Genomic DNA, 16,684 nt, shown 5'->3' with positions numbered 1-16,684 from the left:
GCTCGGTCATCGGCCCCGACCGTACGTACACCACACTGCCCTCCGAGGCCTCGGGCCGACGGGCGGTACGCCTCGACGCGGCAGGGGAGTACCTCCGAGTCGGACGCACCGGCCACGGACAGCATGGACAGCACGGCCTGGTGTTCCTCCAGGGCGCGCTCAGAGCCCGCCGTGCGTTCCAGACGGGTGGCTCGCATCCACTGGGCGGTGGCCGCGCGGTCCAGCAGGTCACCGGTTCCGGGCTGGGCAGCCGCGCGGCGGTAGTGGGCCGCGGCGTCCTGGAGCCTCGTGTGGGATGCGGTGCGCTGGGCCAGCAGGGCGGCGGCGAGGGCGCGATACCACCAGGCGTACGCGGCCAGTTCGGGATCGGCGGCGGCGCGGGCGGCGGCACCCAGAGCCCAGTCCGCCTCGTGGAGGTCGGCGACGGTCTGCTCGGCCCGGAAGCGCTCGATGTAGGCGTGGCCCAGCAGGGCCCGGCGGCGCGGGAGTTCGGGATCGGCGGACGGTGTCTCGTCGATCGCCCCGCGCAGGGCTCGTACGGCCGCGCGCACATCGGCGGGCGACTCCTTGTCCACGCCGCGTTCGGTCAGCTGCCTGCCGAGCGAGGTGAGGACGACGGCGCGGACGGGGGCGTGCCAGGGCAGCAGCGGCACGGCCTCGGTCCAGGCCGCGATCGCCGAGTCGCGGTGTGCCCAGCCGCCGGTGGACACGTAGCGCTGCTCCAGGACGCGGGCCATCCGCAGCAGGATGTCGGCCTGTGCCTCCTCGTCCTTGCCGACGTAGAGACGCGCCTGGTCGAGAGCCTGGAGGATGCGCAGTCTGGCGTCGTCGTCGGGGTACTGGTGGGCGAACTCGATGGCGTCGGCGTAGTCCAGCCAGGCGCGGCAGAGCTCCGTCTGCGGGACGGCGTCCCAGTCGAGCCCGTCGATGCCGGCGTGCAGATCCTTGTCGGCCCGGTCGGCGAAGGCACGGGAGGCGATCAGGTCCTGCTCGTCGGTGGCCCGCGCGACGGGACCCTCACCCCGGTGGTGGCGGGCCAGTTCGAGGAGCAGTCCGCCCTTGATGAGCAGCACGGACTCCCGGCGCTCGTCGGCCAGCAGCGGTTGTACGACGCCGAGGGCGATCTGCAGCGTCTCGGTGAACCAGTCCTCGGGGCGGACCGGGCCGCGCAGCGCGTAGGGCGCGCCGGTCACGGCCAGCCGCCGCAGCACCCGGATCCTGGCCGCCGCCGCTGCCTTGCCGATCCCGCCCGGGCCGTCCGGCTGCGGCGGGGTTTCGATCAGTTCAGCGAGGCTGGCGTCCGCGGTCGAGAGCAGGATCGACGCCACCAGGCCCGCGTCGTCGGGGCCCGCGGCCGCCTGGACCCGTACCCACTCCGGCATCATCCCGGGGCTCAGCCGCCCCTCCTCCACCTCGTCCGCCATCGCCTCGAGGACGTGCGCCAGGGTGAGATGCGCCTGTGGCTTCCCAGTGAGCGCGTTCTGCGCGGCGTCCAGCGCCTCGCGCAGGTCCTCGGGCAGCGGGCGCACCAGCCAGCGACGCAGCAGCGCCTCGGCCAACTCGCCGTACAGGACGGCCCGTTCGGCGGTGCGACGCTCCGCCTGGGTGGCCGAGACGAGCAGCCTGATCGCCGAGTCCAGGTCGCGTACGGTGCCGTACTCGCCGAAGTGCGCCAGACAGGCGCGGGCCTGCGCCAGCAGACCCGCCGGGCCCTGGCGCGGCAGGCCGCCGGAGGGTGAGGCCGGTTCGGGGCCGCCGAGCCTGCGCAACACCTGGGCGGAGATCTGCGCGAAGGCCATCTGGCTGCGGTTGCCGGGGCTGCCGGATGCCGCCGGGTGCGGGTCGACCGACCCGGCGAGGAAGGCGGCGGCCATGGCCGGGAAGTTCCGTACCGTACGCCCGTAGCGCGTCTCGACGTACTCGGAGCAGTGCTTGAGCACCAACGCGGCGCTGCTCGCGCCCAGTTGACCCAGCAACTCCTCACGAACGCCGTCCAGGAAGACGTACGAAGGTCCGCCATCCCGATCGCCCGATCCTTGGTCGTCCCGCCTCAGCAGGCCACTCAGCAGCACCTCGGCAAGTACGTCGGGGCCGCTGCGCACCAGCATGGCGCGCTGGACGAGCTGCATCACCGGGAGCACCAGCGGGACGGCCGACAGATAGACGGCGAGCTGCGCTGCGGCGGGCGACGCGGTCCGGCGGAAGGCCCGTACCCGCGCCGTGGCGTCGATGTCCTGTGCGGTACGGGACCCGCCCGAGGCGGGCTCGTGGCGGGCCCTGACCAGTGCGGCGGCGGCGTTCAGCGACTGCCCGGTCGCGCCCGCCACCAGTCGGGTCCAGGCCTCGAACGAGGAGCGGCGCAGCGCGAGCACCGGAACCGGGATGCCCCGCGCAAGGCCGCTGTGGTGCGGGGTGAACTCCAGTCGCCCCGCCGGTCCTTCGCGCCGCCGCAGCAGACCCGGCCGCGCGGGCAGATGCGTACGGCGCCACATCCGCTGCGGCAGCGGCTGCACGACGGCGACCGGCGCGGTCGACGCCCAGGTGTACAGCAGCCGCTGCATTCGGCCGCTGCGCCACATGGGGCCCGCGCAGTCGCTGAGCACCACGGTGAGCTGCCGCCCGGTGGGGTCGCCGAGCTGGGCGGGCGTCGGCGCGTCCTGCTCAAGGTGGTGCACGGCGACCTCGCGGAACGCTCCGGCGCGTTCGCAGACCTGCCGCAGCTCGTCAAGTGCCTTGTCCCAGACGACGTTCGACGACGAGACGTCCATGACCAGGGCGAGCCGCGCCTCACGCCGCCGGGCGGTGCGCAGCACCGGCACCACAAGACCTGTGTCGGCGGCCCGGTCGGCCGTCGCGACCTCGTCGAGCTCGCGGCGTACCAGGCGCATGGGCGGGCGGTACCGCTGAAGGGGCCGCAGAGAGCGCTGCAGGGCGAGTGCGTCCGGCAGCGCGGCGGCAGCCGGGACGGGGACCCGGCGCATGCCTGAGTCCGGTACGCCGCTGGGCGGCGCGCCCTCGCCCTGCGCGGGCCCGTACAGGTCGACGCGGGGGCGCGGCGGCGCTCCCGCCCGCAGCGGCGAGGGCGCGGGCTGCTCCGTGGCCTCCACGGCCGGGTGGTCCGCGGGCTGCGTCCCGGCCGTCCCCGCGGGCGCGCGGCCCGGCCGCCGGGAGGCGGCCGCGGGCACATACCGGGAGAGCCACAGGGCGTCCGCCAACTCCTCCGCGGTGGGCTTCAGTTCCGCCTCGCGCAACCGCGCGACCAGTGCGGTCAGTGCGGTCAGTGCGGGGGGCGGGACGGCCGGGCTCACCGCGGTCACTACCGGCGGGTGTCGAGCGGACGTATCAGCAGCTCGGCGATCTCCTCGCGCCGCCCGGCGTCCGCACGGACCGCCTGCTGCGTGAGGTAGATGGCGTTGAGCAGCTGGTCGGTGGGCCGCAGTTCCCCGTCGCCGTCCTCACGGGTGAACCGGGCGATCAGATCGAGGTTCCGCTCGTCGGATCCGGCCCCGAAGTGGGCCTGCACCATTGCGGCCAGCCGCTCGTCGCGCGGCGGGTCGAGGTGCAGATGGATGCAGCGGCGCAGCAGCGGGGCTGGGAAGTCGCGCTCTCCGTTGCTGGTCATCACCACGAAGGGGAACGCGTGGCAGCGCACCCGGCCGTCCCTGACGGGCACCCGGCGGCCGTCGTCGGTGAGCACCCGTATCTCGTCCTGGCCCGGCCGGTCGGCCATCCGCTCCAGCTCGGGAAGGGCGAACTCCCCCTCCTCCACCACATTCAGCAGGTCGTTCGGCAGATCGATGTCGCTCTTGTCGAGCTCGTCGATCAGCAGGACGCGGGGCAGCTCGGCCGGCAGCAGCGCGGTGCCGAGCGGGCCGAGCCTGATGTACCGGCCGATGTCGTCGGTACCACGCTCGGATCCCCGCTCGGCGAGCTGGGCGTCCTGGAGCCGGCCGATGGCGTCGTAGGTGTACAGCCCGTCCTTGAGCTCGGTGCGGCTGACGATGGGCCACTGAAGGACCCTGCCGAGCCCGAGTTCGTACGCGACGGAGTGCGCGAGCGTGGACTTTCCGGAGCCGGGCTCGCCGGTGATGAGGAGCGGACGCCGCAGGTAGAGGGCGGCGTTGATGAGCTCGAGGGTCTCGGCGTCCTGGGCGGGCGGGGCCGCCACGCGCGCGCCGAGCCGCCGCGTCGACGAACTGTCGATCGGCGGAGCGGGATCGGGCAGCGGCTCTCCGGAGAAGGCGCGCCAGGGGGGCGGCGGCGGCAGCCGGCGGATCCGGTCCGGATCCGGTGCCCCGACGCCTCGGTAGATCAGCCAGTCGTCCATCGTTCGCTCCTCGTAGGCGGTCGGTGAGCGGACCCGTGGCGGACCACGTCTGTCCTGTACCCCCCGGCCTGCAGTCCCATTGCTCCGATGCGGCTCCTCATGGGGAGTCCACCGGTCCGGTGTCGTCGGCGGGCAGAGGGCGGCTCGGGTCGTCGTAGAGCATGGCCACCCCCTCCGCCCAGTGGCGGCTGTTCCTCGATCCGCTGATGTCGTCCCTGATACGGCGCAGCCGGTCGGGAAGCTCACTCGCGCCCGCCGTCTGCCCGAGCAGCTGGGCCGCGCCCCGGTGCAGGTCCTCGCAGAACTCCGTACAGCCGTGGTCGGGATGGCCGTCGGTGTGCCACAGGGCGACGCCGTGCCCCGCTTGAAGTGCCATGCTGATGGCTCTCCGGCCGACCCCAGTGCCTGCGGGTCTGCACAGAACGGGCACGGAGGACGGCGGCATGTCCTCGAAGTGCCGGGGCCTGGGGACCTGCCGCTGCGGCGGGGTGCGGCAGGCGGTGAGCGCATCGGAGGCCGCCGTCCCCTCCCAGCGGCGCTGCCAGACGGCATCCGGTTTTCCGCGTCTCGCGAGGTCGCGCAGCACCACCATCCGCCGTACGCCGACATACGCCGGATGGTGCAGCCGGGCCATCTCGGTGAGCTGCCAGCGGTGCACGGCGGTGTCGAAATGGTCGACGGGCAGGGCGACTTCGAGCGGTGCCGGGACGCCGGGCGAGTCCACGGACGCGAAGACCTCGTCCAGCGGACCGCGCAGCCGCTGGACGAGCTGCTCGGGCGGGACGCCGTCGCCGGTCTGCTCCTCGTGCAGCGGCTCGTTCACGTCCTGGCCGTCGTCGACCCGGATCCGCCAGTAGAAGCGGGTGGGCCGGGCGTCGCAGACCGGCTCAAGCTCGACGATGACGACGGCGGACCCGTCGCCCTGGCGCGGATAGCCCACGACGATCCGGTCCTGGCCGTCGGGCGTGCGCGGGTGTACGAGTCCGGGCGGCAGCGTCGCCTGAGTGACCACGGTGTGCACGATGCGGGGCACTTCCTGGAGCCGGCGGGCCACCCAGTCGGCGAGGGCCACGGGGTCGTCGCCGCGGCTGCGCTCGTACTCCACCACCAGCTGGAGGTAGTGCAGCGCGGCGATGGCGGCGACGGGCTGCCCCGCCTCGTACAGCAGGCCGTGTCCGTCGCGCCAGCTGCGCGGCAGAAGCTGGCCGGGCGGGGAGGCGACACCGCCGCGGGCCTTTTTGGCGAGCTCCACGACGGGCCGGATGGCGCCCGGCGGGTGCACACCCGCGAGCAGGAACAGCGCCTCGCGCCGGTCGTGGGGGCTCCACCACTGGTCGCCGCTGGTGTGCACGCCCGCGCCCGGGAGCTGGTGCTGGCGCTCGATCCAGTTGTGCCCGGTGACCTTCGGGGACTGGCCGTGCCAGCGGTCGTGCGCGGCCATCAGGAGCTGGTACTTGGCTCCGAACCGGCGCAGTGCGGTGGCCGCGATCGCCGTGCCGCCGTCCCGGCCGGCCCGGCGGGACTTGAGGATGCCGACGACGGCGCCGGTGTGGGCGTCGACCACGGGCGAGCCCGAGCCCCCCTTGGGGAACTCGGCTTCTGGCCGAAATCGCATCCCGTAGTCGTCGTCGAAGCCGTTGATCCTGGCGGCGGCCTTCCAGCGCACGGCGCGTTTTTCGGCCCCGTACTCCTGCTGCTCGGGCCGGTAGCCCTGGACGATGCCGCGGCCCCCGGGGTAGTCGGTGCGGTCGGTGAGCCAGACGCACTCGTGCTCGACGTGCGAGTCGACGAGCCTGACCAGGGCGAGATCCTGCTCGACAGGCACGCGCTGTTCGGCGCGCGGCTCGCCGTCGAGGAGCCAGCAGTCGAGCCGTGCCTGCAGCGGCTCGTCGTCGTTCACCTCGCTGCCGCGGAGGTGGAAGATCCGGTCCCGGTCCCCCTTGAGGTGGGGGGCGAGTACGTGTGCGCAGGTCAGGACCCAGCCGGGCGCGACGAAGAAGCCGCTGCCCCACATGGCTGCGGGCTCGTCCTGCTCGTCCTGTACGGCTGAGAAGTGGACGGTGGCGGCGCGGGTGAGTGCGTCGATGACGGAGTCGGAATCGCTCATGTCGTGTCATCGCTCATGTCGTTCCGTTGGTCCTTCAGCTTCCAGGTGAGCGTGACCTGGACCGACGCCTTGGCCTCCCCGGCGGCGAGCACGGCGAGGGCGACGCCGGACCTGGCGGTGAGCTCGACGCCGAAGCTGACGCTCGCCTCGTCCGGCTTGGCGGCGGCCGCGGCCTCCAGCACGGAGCCGCCGACCTCGGTGATCAGCCGCTGGAGCTGCTGGACCTTGGCGGTGGCGTTCTCGACGAAGCCGACGTCCTCGTCGTCCTCGCCGTATCCGCCGCCCGCGGTGGACAGCCGGGCGAGCACGACGGCTCCCCCGGGCAATTCGATCTGCTGGACGCGTCCGGTCACGGTTCCCCCCGTCGTTGCACGGCCAACTCACCGGAGTGTCACCGCACTTGGATGCTGCGCGAATGGCGACGACGTTACTGGCCTGCGCGGTTGCAGGGGAGAGTCGGAAGTCGCCGTAATCTGGAGAGGTAGAGCCCGTCCGTACCAGGAGCATGTCTTGTACTTCACCGATCGCGGCATCGAGGAGCTGGAGAAGCGGCGCGGCGAGGAGGAGGTCACTCTCGAGTGGCTCGCCGAGCAGCTGCGCACGTTCGTCGACCTCAACCCGGACTTCGAGGTCCCGGTCGAACGCCTGGCCACATGGCTGGCCCGCCTGGACGACGAGGACGAGGACGAGTGACCCGCGTGGGCCGTGGCCGTTTCCACGGCCCGGCCCACCGCCGGGACGCGTAGGAGCGGGGCCGTCGGGGGCTCCCCCGTGTCGGGAAGGGGGGTGGGACGGGGGAATGCCCCTCTACGCCACGCGCCCCCGCCACCTGTCGTACGCCAGCCCCAGCGCCCCATGCGAGATCAGCACCGCCCCCGCGACCGCCCAGCCACCGCTCCGCCTCCGCACCCCCCACGCCACCATCGGCACCCCCGCCGCCAGCTGCGCCGCCCCCAGTAGCCGGGCCTTCGGGCCACACAGCCACGGTCCGAGCAGGCCCTCCTCGACCGCGTCGAGTTCCGCGCGTACCGCATCGCGCCAGCCCGACCATTCCACCGGCTCCGCGCCCAGCGCATGGGCGACCGATCGCAGCCGGTCGGCCGGTTCTCCGGGGGCCAGGCCCGCGGGCAGGGCGAGCCCTGACCGTGCCAGGACCGCGATCAGGCCGGTCAGCCGGGCCCGTCCGTCCGACTCCGGGTCGGGAAGCGTGAGCGGCTCCAGCGCCTGCAGATCCAGTACGGGATCGAGCCCGAGGCGCGCCGCGAACGTCCGCATCGCCTCGTCCTCGCCGACCGGCGTACCGTCCGCGAGCCAGACGTAGCCGACGGGCCTGCGGAACCCGGACGCGAGGGTGAATCCGGTCCGGTCGTTGTCCCACCACAGCGCGAGCACCGGCCAGTTCGTGCCGACGGCGACCGCCGACGCCCAGCCGGCGAGCACCCGGTCGACCGGTTCGCCGCCGTCCAGCCAGGGCTTTCCCTCGGGGACGAGCACGCTCCACTCCTCGCCGGCCGGCGAGAGCAGCTGCTGCTCGCGCAGCAGATGGGCCGGGGACCGTACGGCAGCCGGCCCGGCCCGGCAGAGCAGCAGAGCCCCCGCGGATGTCGCGTTCATGTCCCATACGCTAGGCCAATTTGCCCCGTCACGACCGTTATAGGACAGCTCACACGCCCGTCTTCACGCTTGACATCCTCTATTCGCGATATATCGTATCTACCAGGAGACGCGATATGTTGCGTCGTAGCCGCCCAGGGAGGTCAGCACCATGGCAGAGTCGACGTGGGAAGTCGCTGAGCCGCAGAAACTCACCTTCGACGACCCCGTGACGGCACTCAACGTGCGCATTGTCAACGGAACGGTCAACGTCGTGGGCACGGACGAAGGTTCCGCCCGCCTCGAGATCTCCGAGATCGAAGGCCCCCCGCTGATAGTGACCCAGAAGGGTTCCACGCTCACCGTGGCGTACGAGGACCTGCCTTGGAAGGACTTCCTCAAGTGGCTCGACCGCAAGGGCTGGCACCGCAGCGCGGTCGTCTCCCTCGCTGTCCCGGCCGGCTCGGCGGTCGAGGTCGGTGTCGTCGGCGCGGGAGCGGTCGTATCCGGGATCCGGGGAACGACGGCCGTACGGGGCATAAGCGGCGACACCACGCTCGTCGGCGTTTCCGGCGCGGTCCGCGCCGACACCGTCTCCGGGAATCTGGAGGCCCAGTCCGTCACCGGTGATCTGCGCTACAACTCCGTCTCCGGCGATCTGACGGTGATCGAGGCGGCTGGTTCGTCCGTACGGGCCGAATCCGTCAGCGGCAACATGGTCATCGACCTCGACCCGGCGGGCAGGCCCACGAACATCCGGCTGACCACGGTCTCCGGCGAGGTCGCGATCCGACTGCCGCACCCCGCGGACGCGCAGGTCGAGGCGAACACCGCGAGCGGAGCGGTCTCCAACGCCTTCGACGACCTGCGGGTCAGCGGTCAGTGGGGCGCGAAGAAGATCACCGGCACGCTGGGCGCGGGCACGGGCACGCTCAAGGCGACGACCGTGTCCGGTTCGATAGCGCTGCTCCGCCGGCCGCCCGCGGAGGACGAACCGTACGACGCAGCCCCCACCGGAAAGGTGCTCTGACATGCCGCCCGTCTTCGCCCATGGCCGTCTGCGGCTGTATCTGCTGAAGCTCCTGGACGAGGCTCCGCGCCACGGCTATGAGGTCATCCGGCTGCTCGAGGAGCGCTTCCAGGGGCTGTACGCGCCTTCGGCGGGAACGGTGTACCCGCGGCTGGCCAAGCTGGAGGCCGAGGGTCTGGTCACGCACGCCACCGAGGGCGGCCGCAAGGTCTACTCGATCACCGACGCGGGCCGCGAGGAACTGGCCGGGCGCAGCGGCGAGCTGGCCGACCTCGAACTGGAGATCCGCGAGTCGGTCTCCGAGCTGGCCGCGGAGATCCGCGACGACGTGCGCGGCGCGGCGGGGAAGCTGCGCAACGAGATGCGCGCGGCGGCGACTCAGACGCGGACGACGTCCGGCACGGAGAAGGACTGGGGCGACACGGAGTCGTGGCGGGCGGCCAAGGAGGAGCTGCGCAAGGCAAAGCAGGAGTGGAAGGAGCAGGCGCGCCGCGCGAAGGACGAGTCGCGCCGGGCCCGCGAGGACGCGCAGCAGGCGCGCCACCAGGCGAAAGAGGCGCAGGAGACGGCCCGCCGGGAGATGCAGCGCATCGCCGAGCAGGTCCAGGACCAGGTGCAGGACCACTTCGCGCGGGGCGACTGGCCGAAGGGCGTACGCGAGGGCCTGTCGGAACTGAGCGCGCAACTGGGCGGCCTGGCGCGCGGCACGGCCCCGGCCCCTGCCCCGGAATGGGCGAAGGACACGGCGGACTCGGGCGACCCGGCACGCGACCTGGACCGCTTGCTGGACCGCTTCCGCGACGACATCAGGGATGCGGCGCGGGACCGCGGCGTGACGGCACAACAACTGGCCGAGGCGAGGCGCCACTTGTCCACGGCGGGGGCCCACATCGGAGCGCTGCTGCGGAAGCCGGAGGCCTGAGGTTTCGGCCCCGCGCGGTGCCGGCCCCGGCCCACCTCGCGTGTCGGCCGCGAAGCTGCCGCGCTGCCGCCCCGCCTGGGGCCGAGCCACGCGTCGCGAAGCTGCCGCTTGCCGGGGGTGTGGGGGCGTCAGCCCCCGCGTACCCATCCCCCAGGGGGCCCGGGGCACCGCCCCAGTTTCGGGAAGGGGCGGGGTGGGGGAACAGACAGCCCCCACCGCGTACGCCCGCACGATCACCCCGCCCGAGCCGCCCCGCCCCCGAACATCACCCGCTCCAACGCGTCGTACGTCGCCCCGTACTCCGCCAGCACCTCCGCCACCACTCCTGGCCGCGCCGTCAGCGCGTCTTCCACGACCGGCACACCGGGCTGCTGCTGACCGGCGACTCCCTCTACCCCGGCCGGCTGTATGTCCAGGACACCGCCGCCTTCGCCGCCACCGTCGACCGACTGCTCGCCTCTGCGCGGCCACCCCGGTCAGCCACATCCTCGGCTGCCACACAGAGATGACGACCACCCCGGGCCGGGGCTACCCCCGCGGCACCACCCATCAGCCGGACGAGCCCCCGCTCCAGCTGACGACCACGCATCTGAGGCGGCTGCGCGACGCCCTCGCCACGCACACGAGTCACTGCGGCGACTTCATCGTGGTGTACGAGGACTGACGGTGGCCGTGCCCGAGATCCTCGCCCCGGGCCGGGCAAGGCCCCGCACGGTCCGCTCTGCCCGCCGGCACCGTCCGGGCGCTCGTCCAGGCCGGGCCGCCCCACGCGTACGCATGGGGCGGATCACGTCAGCACATCTGACGGTCCATCAAGAGGGCGTCAGCACGATCTTTCCGAATAGGTCGCCGCCGGCCATCCGCTCGAAGCCTTCCCTGGCCCGGTCCAGCGGCAGCACCTCGTCGATCACCGGCCGCACGCCTGTGGCCGCGCAGAAGGAGAGGAGATCCTCCAGCTCGTCCTTGGAGCCCATGGTCGAGCCGACGACCTTCAGCTCCAGGAAGAAGATCCGGGTGAGTTCGGCGTGCGAGGGGCGGTCGCCGCTGGTCGCCCCGGAGATCACCAGCGTGCCCCCGGGCCGCAGCGACTTGACCGAATGCGACCAGGTCGCGGCGCCGACGGTCTCGATGACGGCGTCCACCCGCCGGGGCAGCCGCGCGCCCGGTTCGTACGCCTCCTCCGCGCCGAGCTCGACGGCCCGCTTGCGCTTGGCCTCGTCGCGGCTGGTGGCGTACACCTGCAGTCCGGCCGCCTTGCCGAGGACGATCGCGGCGGTCGCGACGCCGCCGCCCGCGCCCTGGACGAGGACCGAATCGCCGGGCCGTACCCCGGCGTTGGTGAAGAGCATGCGGTACGCCGTGAGCCAGGCTGTCGGCAGGCAGGCGGCCTGCTCGAAGCTGAGCTCCTTCGGCTTGGGCAGCAGATTCCAGGTCGGGACGGCGACTTGTTCGGCGAAGGTGCCCTGGTAGCGCTCGGTGAGGATGGAGCGCGGCTCGTCCGGGCCGACGCCGTGCCCGGTCTGGCCGATGACGGAGTGGACCACGACTTCGTTGCCATCCGCGTCGATGCCCGCGGCGTCGCAGCCGAGGATCATCGGCAGCTTGTCCTCGGCGAGGCCGACGCCGCGCAGCGACCAGAGATCGTGGTGGTTGAGGGAGGCGGCCTTGACGGTGACGGTGGTCCAGCCGGGGCGGGCCTCGGGGGCCGGGCGTTCGCCCAGCTCCAGGCCGTTGAGCGGGGCTTCACGGTCGATGCGTGCGGCGTAGGCGGCGAACATGACCTTGAGGGTAGGGCGGGCGGGTGCGCGGCGGAACCGCACACCGGTGTGACACGCGTCCCGCCGGTCCCTGCGCCGGACCCTGCCGCAAGTCCTGCGCCACTGGTGCGCCACCTCGGCCGGGGGCCGCCGACACCTGCGCCACCTCGGCCGAGGGTCGGCGACACCCGGCCGGGGAACGGGCCCGCGCAGCCCCGCGACCGCCCCGGATCCACCCGACCGGAGGAACCACGGAACGGATCCGGGGGAACCGCGGAACGGATGCGGAGGCCGGCAGCGGCGCCCATCAACCGGCACGGGCCGTGCCCGAACCCCCTCAAGGGGTACGGCACGGCCCGTGCACGTACGTACCAGCAGCGTCAGCGCCTGGCGACACCCTCAGCGCGCGCAGCCGCGGCCACCGCCGCCGTGACCGCCGGGGCCACCCGCTCGTCGAACGGCGACGGGATCACGTAGTCCGCCGCCAACTCGTCGCCCACCACGTCCGCCAGCGCGTTCGCCGCGGCGATCTTCATGCCCTCGGTGATCCGGGAGGCCCGGACCTGGAGTGCGCCCGCGAAGATCCCCGGGAACGCCAGGACGTTGTTGATCTGGTTGGGGTAGTCGCTTCGACCCGTCGCCACCACCGCCGCGTACCGGTGCGCGACCTCGGGGTGCACCTCCGGGTTCGGGTTGGCCATGGCGAAGACGAAGGCGCCGGGCGCCATCGACGCGACCGCGGGCTCCGGGACCGTACCGCCGGAGACGCCGATGTAGACGTCCGCGCCGGCCAGCGCCGTCTCCAGCGAGCCGCTCAGCCCCGCCCGGTTGGTGATCTCCGCGAGCTCCCGCTTGACCGGGGTGAGGTCCTCGCGGTCCTGGCTGACGATGCCCTTGCGGTCGGTCACGGCCACATCGCCGATGCCCGCCTCCAGCAGGAATTTCGCGATGGCCACGCCCGCCGCGCCCGCGCCCGAGATGACAGCGCGCAGATCACCGAGACCGCGCCCGCTCAGCTTCGCGGCGTTGCGCAGCGCGGCGAGGGTCACCACCGCCGTGCCGTGCTGGTCGTCGTGGAAGACCGGGATGTCGAGCCGCTCCTGGAGCTTGCGCTCGATCTCGAAGCAGCGGGGGGCCGAGATGTCCTCGAGGTTCACCCCGCCGAAGGACGGCGCGAGCCGCACGACGGTCTCGACGATGTCGTCCGTGTCCGTCGCGGCGAGCGCGATCGGAACCGCGTCCACGCCGCCGAACTGCTTGAAGAGGATGGCTTTCCCCTCCATCACCGGAAGCGACGCTTCCGGTCCGATGTCGCCGAGGCCGAGCACCGCGCTCCCGTCCGTCACGACAGCGACGACCTGGGACTTCCAGGTGTAGTCGTGGACGAGCTCCGGCTGTTCGGCGATCGCGCTGCACACCTTGGCGACACCGGGTGTGTACGCGAGGGAAAGGTCGTCCTTGTCACGCACCGGCACCGTGGCCTGGATGGCCATCTTGCCGCCACGGTGCAGCGCGAAGGCCGGATCGAAGGGCTCCTCGGGAGCTCCCTCCGCACCGTCTTCGCTGTCGCTGCGAGGATTGACGATCTCCGCTGCCATTTGGTTGACCCCTTAAGTCTTCATCAGTTGAGGGTTGCCACTCCTGGTTGAGGAGGGGTGGGCGGGCACCGCGTCCGCGCCCTGCCTCAGCGGTTGGCCCGCCTGGCAGGGGGGGTACGTACGCGCGGGCGCGCCGCACACGCGCCCTGAGCCCCGGATGAGGGGTGTAAGCGTCATTCTTACCGGACCGATGGCCCCGGCGACGAGTCGATATCCGCCTGCTGACATGATTCATGGGTGAATGTCAGTACATGTCAGCCTTGTGCCCGGCGATCCGTGCGCAGTGCGTGACGGGCCGCAGATCTTCCGGTCGGAAGAAGGCATTCCCGTGAAAGGTCCGGTTCTCTGATGTACCGGCCTGAAGGGATCCGGGGGTGTCCCGTTACCCGATTTTGACATGCGCTGCCCCCTGATTGGGCTAGTCCGAATGGCAAGATGCCGAAAACACACAAGGTCGCGACACTCGAAGGTGAGTGCACGACCGAAAAAAATCGCAGCCCCTCACCCCGCCGGAGGATCCCGACCATGACCGCCAGCAACACCCGTCGTACGACCGCAGCCAGGTCCCGGATCGCCGCGGTCGGCGCGATCGCGGTCGTCGGCGCCCTGCTGCTCACCGCCTGTGGTGACCAGACAAACTCGGGCTCGAGCACCACAGAGTCCAAGGGCACGTCGAGCAACGCCCCGCTCTTCGACAAGCTGCCGAAGAAGTACCAGGACTCCGGCGTGATCAAGGTCGGCACGGACGCCGCGTATGCTCCGATGGAGTTCGAGGAGGGCGGCAAGATCGTCGGTGTCGACCCCGACATCGCCGCGGCCCTCGGCAAGGAGCTCGGCGTCAAGTTCCAGTTCACCAGCGGCACGTTCGATGGCCTGATCTCGTCGCTCAACAGCGGCCGCCAGGACATCGTGATGTCGGCCATGAGCGACACCAAGGCCCGCCAGCAGGGCCTGGACGACAAGGGCAAGAAGGTCGGCGAGGGCGTCGACTTCGTCGACTACTTCACCTCCGGCGTCTCGCTCCTGGTCAAGAAGGGCAACCCGGACAAGATCCAGTCGCTCGACGACCTGTGCGGCAAGAAGGTGGCCGTCCAGCGCGGCACGATCTACGAGGACACCTTCAAGACCCAGGCCGCCAAGTGCACCAAGGACGGCAAGGGCGCGCTCAGCATCGAGGCGTTCGACACCGACGCCGAGGCCCAGACCCGCGTGAAGTCCGGTGGCGCTGTCGCCGACCTCAACGACTACCCGGTCGCCGCGCACATCGCGAAGACCGCGGGCGGCGGCAACGACTTCGAGGTGGCGGGCGACCAAACCGCCGCCGGTCCGTTCGGCATCGCCGTCGACAAGGACAACGCGCAGCTTCGCGACGCACTCAAGGACGCCCTGAACGCGATCATCAAGAACGGCGAGTACGCGAAGGTCCTGGAGAAGTGGGACGTCAAGAACAGTGCCGTGACCGAGGCGACCATCAACGCCGGCAAGTAATTCGGCGTTCTCGCCTCAAGCGTTCACTGAAGGGCAGTCACTGTGACTGACAAGTTCGACAAGACGCCCGCCGACGAGCCACCAGCGGACTCGGCGGTCAGCAAGGGGGCGTTCACTCCCCCCGAGCAGATCAAGGCCATCCCGGTACGGCACTGGGGCCGCTGGATCAGCGGCGTCGTCGTCGTGGCGTTGCTGGCCCTGCTGGTGTACTCGTTCTCGCAGGGCGACATCAACTGGGGCACGGTCGGGGACTTCATCTTCGACGACCGAATCCTGGCGGGCATGGGCAACACGGTGCTGATCAGCGTGCTGTCGATGCTGATCGGCCTGATTCTGGGCGTTGTTTTCGCCGTCATGCGCCTGTCGAAGAACCCGGTGACGGGCGCGGTTGCCTGGCTGTACATCTGGTTCTTCCGCGGCACCCCGGTGTTTGTGCAGCTGCTGCTGTGGTTCAACCTCGCGCTGATCTTCCCCGTCCTGAACTTCGGGTTCTACAAGGACGAGACGGTCGACGTCATGACCCCGTTCGTGGTCGCCCTGCTGGGCCTGGGCCTCAACGAGGGCGCCTATATGGCCGAGATCGTCCGGGCCGGCATCCAATCGGTCGACGAGGGCCAGACTGAGGCTTCGCACGCGCTGGGCATGCCCAACGGCAGGACCATGCGTCGAATCGTGCTGCCGCAGGCGATGCGGGTGATCGTGCCGCCGACCGGGAATGAGTTCATCAACCTGCTCAAGACCTCATCCCTGGTGTCCGCGGTGCAGTACACGGAATTGCTGCGCGCAGCGACGAACATCGGCTCCACGTCGTTCGCGGTCATGGAGATGCTGCTGGTGGCCTCGGTCTGGTACCTGGCTCTGACCAGTGTCTTCAGCGTCGGCCAGTTCTACGTCGAGCGGTACTACGCTCGCGGGTCGCTGCGGCAGCTGCCGCCGACGCCCTGGCAGAAGGTCAAGGCCAACATGCTGTCCCTCACAAGCCCCAGGGGGGTGTGACATGACCGCCATGGTGAAGGCCGAGGGCGTCCACAAGTCCTACGGTCCCGCGCACATCCTCAAGGGCATCGATCTGGAGGTCGCCCCGCGGGAGGTGTTCTGTCTGATCGGCCCTTCCGGGTCCGGTAAGTCGACCTTCCTGCGGTGCATCAACCACCTGGAGAAGGTCAGCGCCGGCCGGCTGTCCGTCGACGGCGAACTCGTCGGCTACCGCCAGAAGGGCGACAAGCTCTACGAGCTCAAGGACCACGAGGTCGCCCGCAAGCGCCGCGACATCGGCATGGTCTTCCAGCGCTTCAACCTCTTCCCGCACATGACCGCCATCGAGAACGTCATGGAAGCGCCGATCCAGGTGCGCGGCGAGGCCAGGGCGGTTGCCCGTGCCCGTGCGGAGCAGCTGCTGGACCGGGTGGGCCTGTCCGACAAAGCCAAGAACTACCCCGCCCAGCTCTCCGGCGGCCAGCAGCAGCGCGTCGCCATCGCCCGCGCTCTGGCGATGGAACCGAAGCTGATGCTCTTCGACGAGCCCACCTCCGCCCTCGACCCCGAGCTGGTGGGTGACGTCCTCGACGTCATGCGCGGCCTCGCCGAGGACGGCATGACGATGATCGTCGTCACGCACGAGATGGGCTTCGCGCGTGAGGTCGGCGACGCGCTGGTCTTTATGGACGACGGCGTGGTGGTCGAGTCGGGCCACCCGCGTGACGTACTGACCAACCCGCAGCACGACCGTACGAAGTCGTTCCTCTCGAAGGTGCTCTAAGCGGTACGGCGAAAGGGCGGTTCGGTCCCCCGGGTCCGTTCCGCCCCGTCGCGTCCCTGCGCGGGGTGTTTTGGGGGTGCAGCAGGGTGTGGGTGGGCGTGGG

Annotated in this window: 15 protein-coding genes; 7 read left to right on the top strand and 8 right to left on the bottom strand. The window is 71.3% G+C overall.

All coding sequences use genetic code 11. The annotated features are described in order from the left end of the window. The 4 genes from ACWDO5_RS31525 to ACWDO5_RS31510 form a co-directional block, all read right to left on the bottom strand. A partial coding sequence (locus ACWDO5_RS31525; RefSeq protein WP_450533887.1) for an SAV_2336 N-terminal domain-related protein occupies positions 1 to 3,317 on the bottom strand: 3,317 nt, incomplete at its 3' end. Next, complete coding sequence (locus ACWDO5_RS31520) at positions 3,317 to 4,327, bottom strand: AAA family ATPase (RefSeq protein WP_450533886.1); 1,011 nt, start codon at positions 4,325 to 4,327, stop codon at positions 3,317 to 3,319. The genes ACWDO5_RS31525 and ACWDO5_RS31520, both read right to left, overlap by 1 nt. A gap of 97 nt (positions 4,328 to 4,424) precedes the next feature. Then, the gene (locus ACWDO5_RS31515) at positions 4,425 to 6,434 is read right to left on the bottom strand and encodes a VMAP-C domain-containing protein (RefSeq protein WP_450533885.1); all 2,010 of its coding nucleotides are present in this window, start codon (positions 6,432 to 6,434) and stop codon (positions 4,425 to 4,427) included. Further along, complete coding sequence (locus ACWDO5_RS31510; protein ID WP_450533884.1) at positions 6,431 to 6,787, bottom strand: CU044_2847 family protein; 357 nt, start codon at positions 6,785 to 6,787, stop codon at positions 6,431 to 6,433. Before ACWDO5_RS31510 ends, ACWDO5_RS31515 begins: the two co-directional genes overlap by 4 nt. Before the next feature lie 157 nt (positions 6,788 to 6,944). On the opposite strand from ACWDO5_RS31510, the gene ACWDO5_RS31505 reads away from it, so the two are divergent. Continuing rightward, a complete protein-coding gene (locus tag ACWDO5_RS31505) occupies positions 6,945 to 7,127 on the top strand; it encodes a DUF6104 family protein (RefSeq protein WP_224298382.1) in 183 nt (60 codons plus the stop codon). A gap of 114 nt (positions 7,128 to 7,241) precedes the next feature. On the opposite strand, the gene ACWDO5_RS31500 is transcribed toward ACWDO5_RS31505, so the two are convergent. After that, entirely contained in the window at positions 7,242 to 8,048 is an 807-nt protein-coding gene (locus tag ACWDO5_RS31500; RefSeq protein ID WP_450533883.1) for a hypothetical protein, read from the bottom strand. A gap of 151 nt (positions 8,049 to 8,199) precedes the next feature. On the opposite strand from ACWDO5_RS31500, the gene ACWDO5_RS31495 reads away from it, so the two are divergent. Together ACWDO5_RS31495 and ACWDO5_RS31490 are read left to right on the top strand one after the other, a co-directional pair. Continuing rightward, positions 8,200 to 9,057, top strand: coding sequence for a DUF4097 family beta strand repeat-containing protein (locus tag ACWDO5_RS31495; protein WP_450533882.1), 858 nt, complete (start codon positions 8,200 to 8,202; stop codon positions 9,055 to 9,057). Between the two features lies 1 nt (position 9,058). Continuing rightward, complete coding sequence (locus tag ACWDO5_RS31490; RefSeq protein WP_450533880.1) at positions 9,059 to 9,979, top strand: helix-turn-helix transcriptional regulator; 921 nt, start codon at positions 9,059 to 9,061, stop codon at positions 9,977 to 9,979. A 233-nt stretch (positions 9,980 to 10,212) separates the two neighbouring features. On the opposite strand, the gene ACWDO5_RS31485 is transcribed toward ACWDO5_RS31490, so the two are convergent. Then, positions 10,213 to 10,341, bottom strand: coding sequence for a hypothetical protein (locus ACWDO5_RS31485; RefSeq protein ID WP_450533878.1), 129 nt, complete (start codon positions 10,339 to 10,341; stop codon positions 10,213 to 10,215). A gap of 143 nt (positions 10,342 to 10,484) precedes the next feature. Here ACWDO5_RS31485 and ACWDO5_RS31480 point away from each other — a divergent pair, with 143 nt between their 5' ends. Further along, positions 10,485 to 10,643, top strand: a complete 159-nt coding sequence (locus ACWDO5_RS31480; protein WP_450533877.1) for a hypothetical protein — start codon at positions 10,485 to 10,487, stop codon at positions 10,641 to 10,643. 148 nt (positions 10,644 to 10,791) lie between these two features. On the opposite strand, the gene ACWDO5_RS31475 is transcribed toward ACWDO5_RS31480, so the two are convergent. Both ACWDO5_RS31475 and ACWDO5_RS31470 read right to left on the bottom strand, forming a co-directional pair. After that, complete coding sequence (locus ACWDO5_RS31475) at positions 10,792 to 11,757, bottom strand: zinc-binding dehydrogenase (RefSeq protein WP_450533876.1); 966 nt, start codon at positions 11,755 to 11,757, stop codon at positions 10,792 to 10,794. Between the two features lie 359 nt (positions 11,758 to 12,116). Next, positions 12,117 to 13,334, bottom strand: a complete 1,218-nt coding sequence (locus ACWDO5_RS31470) for an NAD(P)-dependent malic enzyme (protein WP_450533875.1) — start codon at positions 13,332 to 13,334, stop codon at positions 12,117 to 12,119. Positions 13,335 to 13,859: 525 nt separating this feature from the next. Between ACWDO5_RS31470 and ACWDO5_RS31465 the strand changes: the two genes are divergently transcribed. From ACWDO5_RS31465 to ACWDO5_RS31455, 3 genes are read left to right on the top strand one after another with little or no spacing between them, the layout of a single operon-like run. Continuing rightward, on the top strand, positions 13,860 to 14,822 hold the full coding sequence (locus ACWDO5_RS31465; protein ID WP_450533874.1) for an ABC transporter substrate-binding protein: 963 nt from the start codon (positions 13,860 to 13,862) through the stop codon (positions 14,820 to 14,822). A gap of 42 nt (positions 14,823 to 14,864) precedes the next feature. Next, a complete protein-coding gene (locus ACWDO5_RS31460) occupies positions 14,865 to 15,818 on the top strand; it encodes an amino acid ABC transporter permease (RefSeq protein WP_450533873.1) in 954 nt (317 codons plus the stop codon). A 10-nt stretch (positions 15,819 to 15,828) separates the two neighbouring features. Beyond that, positions 15,829 to 16,581, top strand: a complete 753-nt coding sequence (locus tag ACWDO5_RS31455) for an amino acid ABC transporter ATP-binding protein (RefSeq protein ID WP_450533889.1) — start codon at positions 15,829 to 15,831, stop codon at positions 16,579 to 16,581. Positions 16,582 to 16,684 lie beyond the last annotated feature (103 nt).

This window comes from Streptomyces sp. NPDC000880 (genome assembly GCF_053599675.1).
The sequence above is the reverse complement of the archived record's forward strand: the minus strand, read 5'-3'. Positions and strand labels throughout refer to the sequence as shown.

Bases quoted from the DNA above. Each gene is read 5' to 3' on its own strand.
- ACWDO5_RS31520 (WP_450533886.1), bottom strand. From the start codon at position 4,327: ATGGACGACTGGCTGATCTACCGAGGCGTCGGGGCACCGGATCCGGAC.
- ACWDO5_RS31515 (WP_450533885.1), bottom strand. From the start codon at position 6,434: ATGAGCGATTCCGACTCCGTCATCGACGCACTCACCCGCGCCGCCACC.
- ACWDO5_RS31500 (WP_450533883.1), bottom strand. From the start codon at position 8,048: ATGAACGCGACATCCGCGGGGGCTCTGCTGCTCTGCCGGGCCGGGCCG.
- ACWDO5_RS31495 (WP_450533882.1), top strand. From the start codon at position 8,200: ATGGCAGAGTCGACGTGGGAAGTCGCTGAGCCGCAGAAACTCACCTTC.
- ACWDO5_RS31490 (WP_450533880.1), top strand. From the start codon at position 9,059: ATGCCGCCCGTCTTCGCCCATGGCCGTCTGCGGCTGTATCTGCTGAAG.
- ACWDO5_RS31480 (WP_450533877.1), top strand. From the start codon at position 10,485: ATGACGACCACCCCGGGCCGGGGCTACCCCCGCGGCACCACCCATCAG.
- ACWDO5_RS31475 (WP_450533876.1), bottom strand. From the start codon at position 11,757: ATGTTCGCCGCCTACGCCGCACGCATCGACCGTGAAGCCCCGCTCAAC.
- ACWDO5_RS31470 (WP_450533875.1), bottom strand. From the start codon at position 13,334: ATGGCAGCGGAGATCGTCAATCCTCGCAGCGACAGCGAAGACGGTGCG.
- ACWDO5_RS31465 (WP_450533874.1), top strand. From the start codon at position 13,860: ATGACCGCCAGCAACACCCGTCGTACGACCGCAGCCAGGTCCCGGATC.
- ACWDO5_RS31455 (WP_450533889.1), top strand. From the start codon at position 15,829: ATGGTGAAGGCCGAGGGCGTCCACAAGTCCTACGGTCCCGCGCACATC.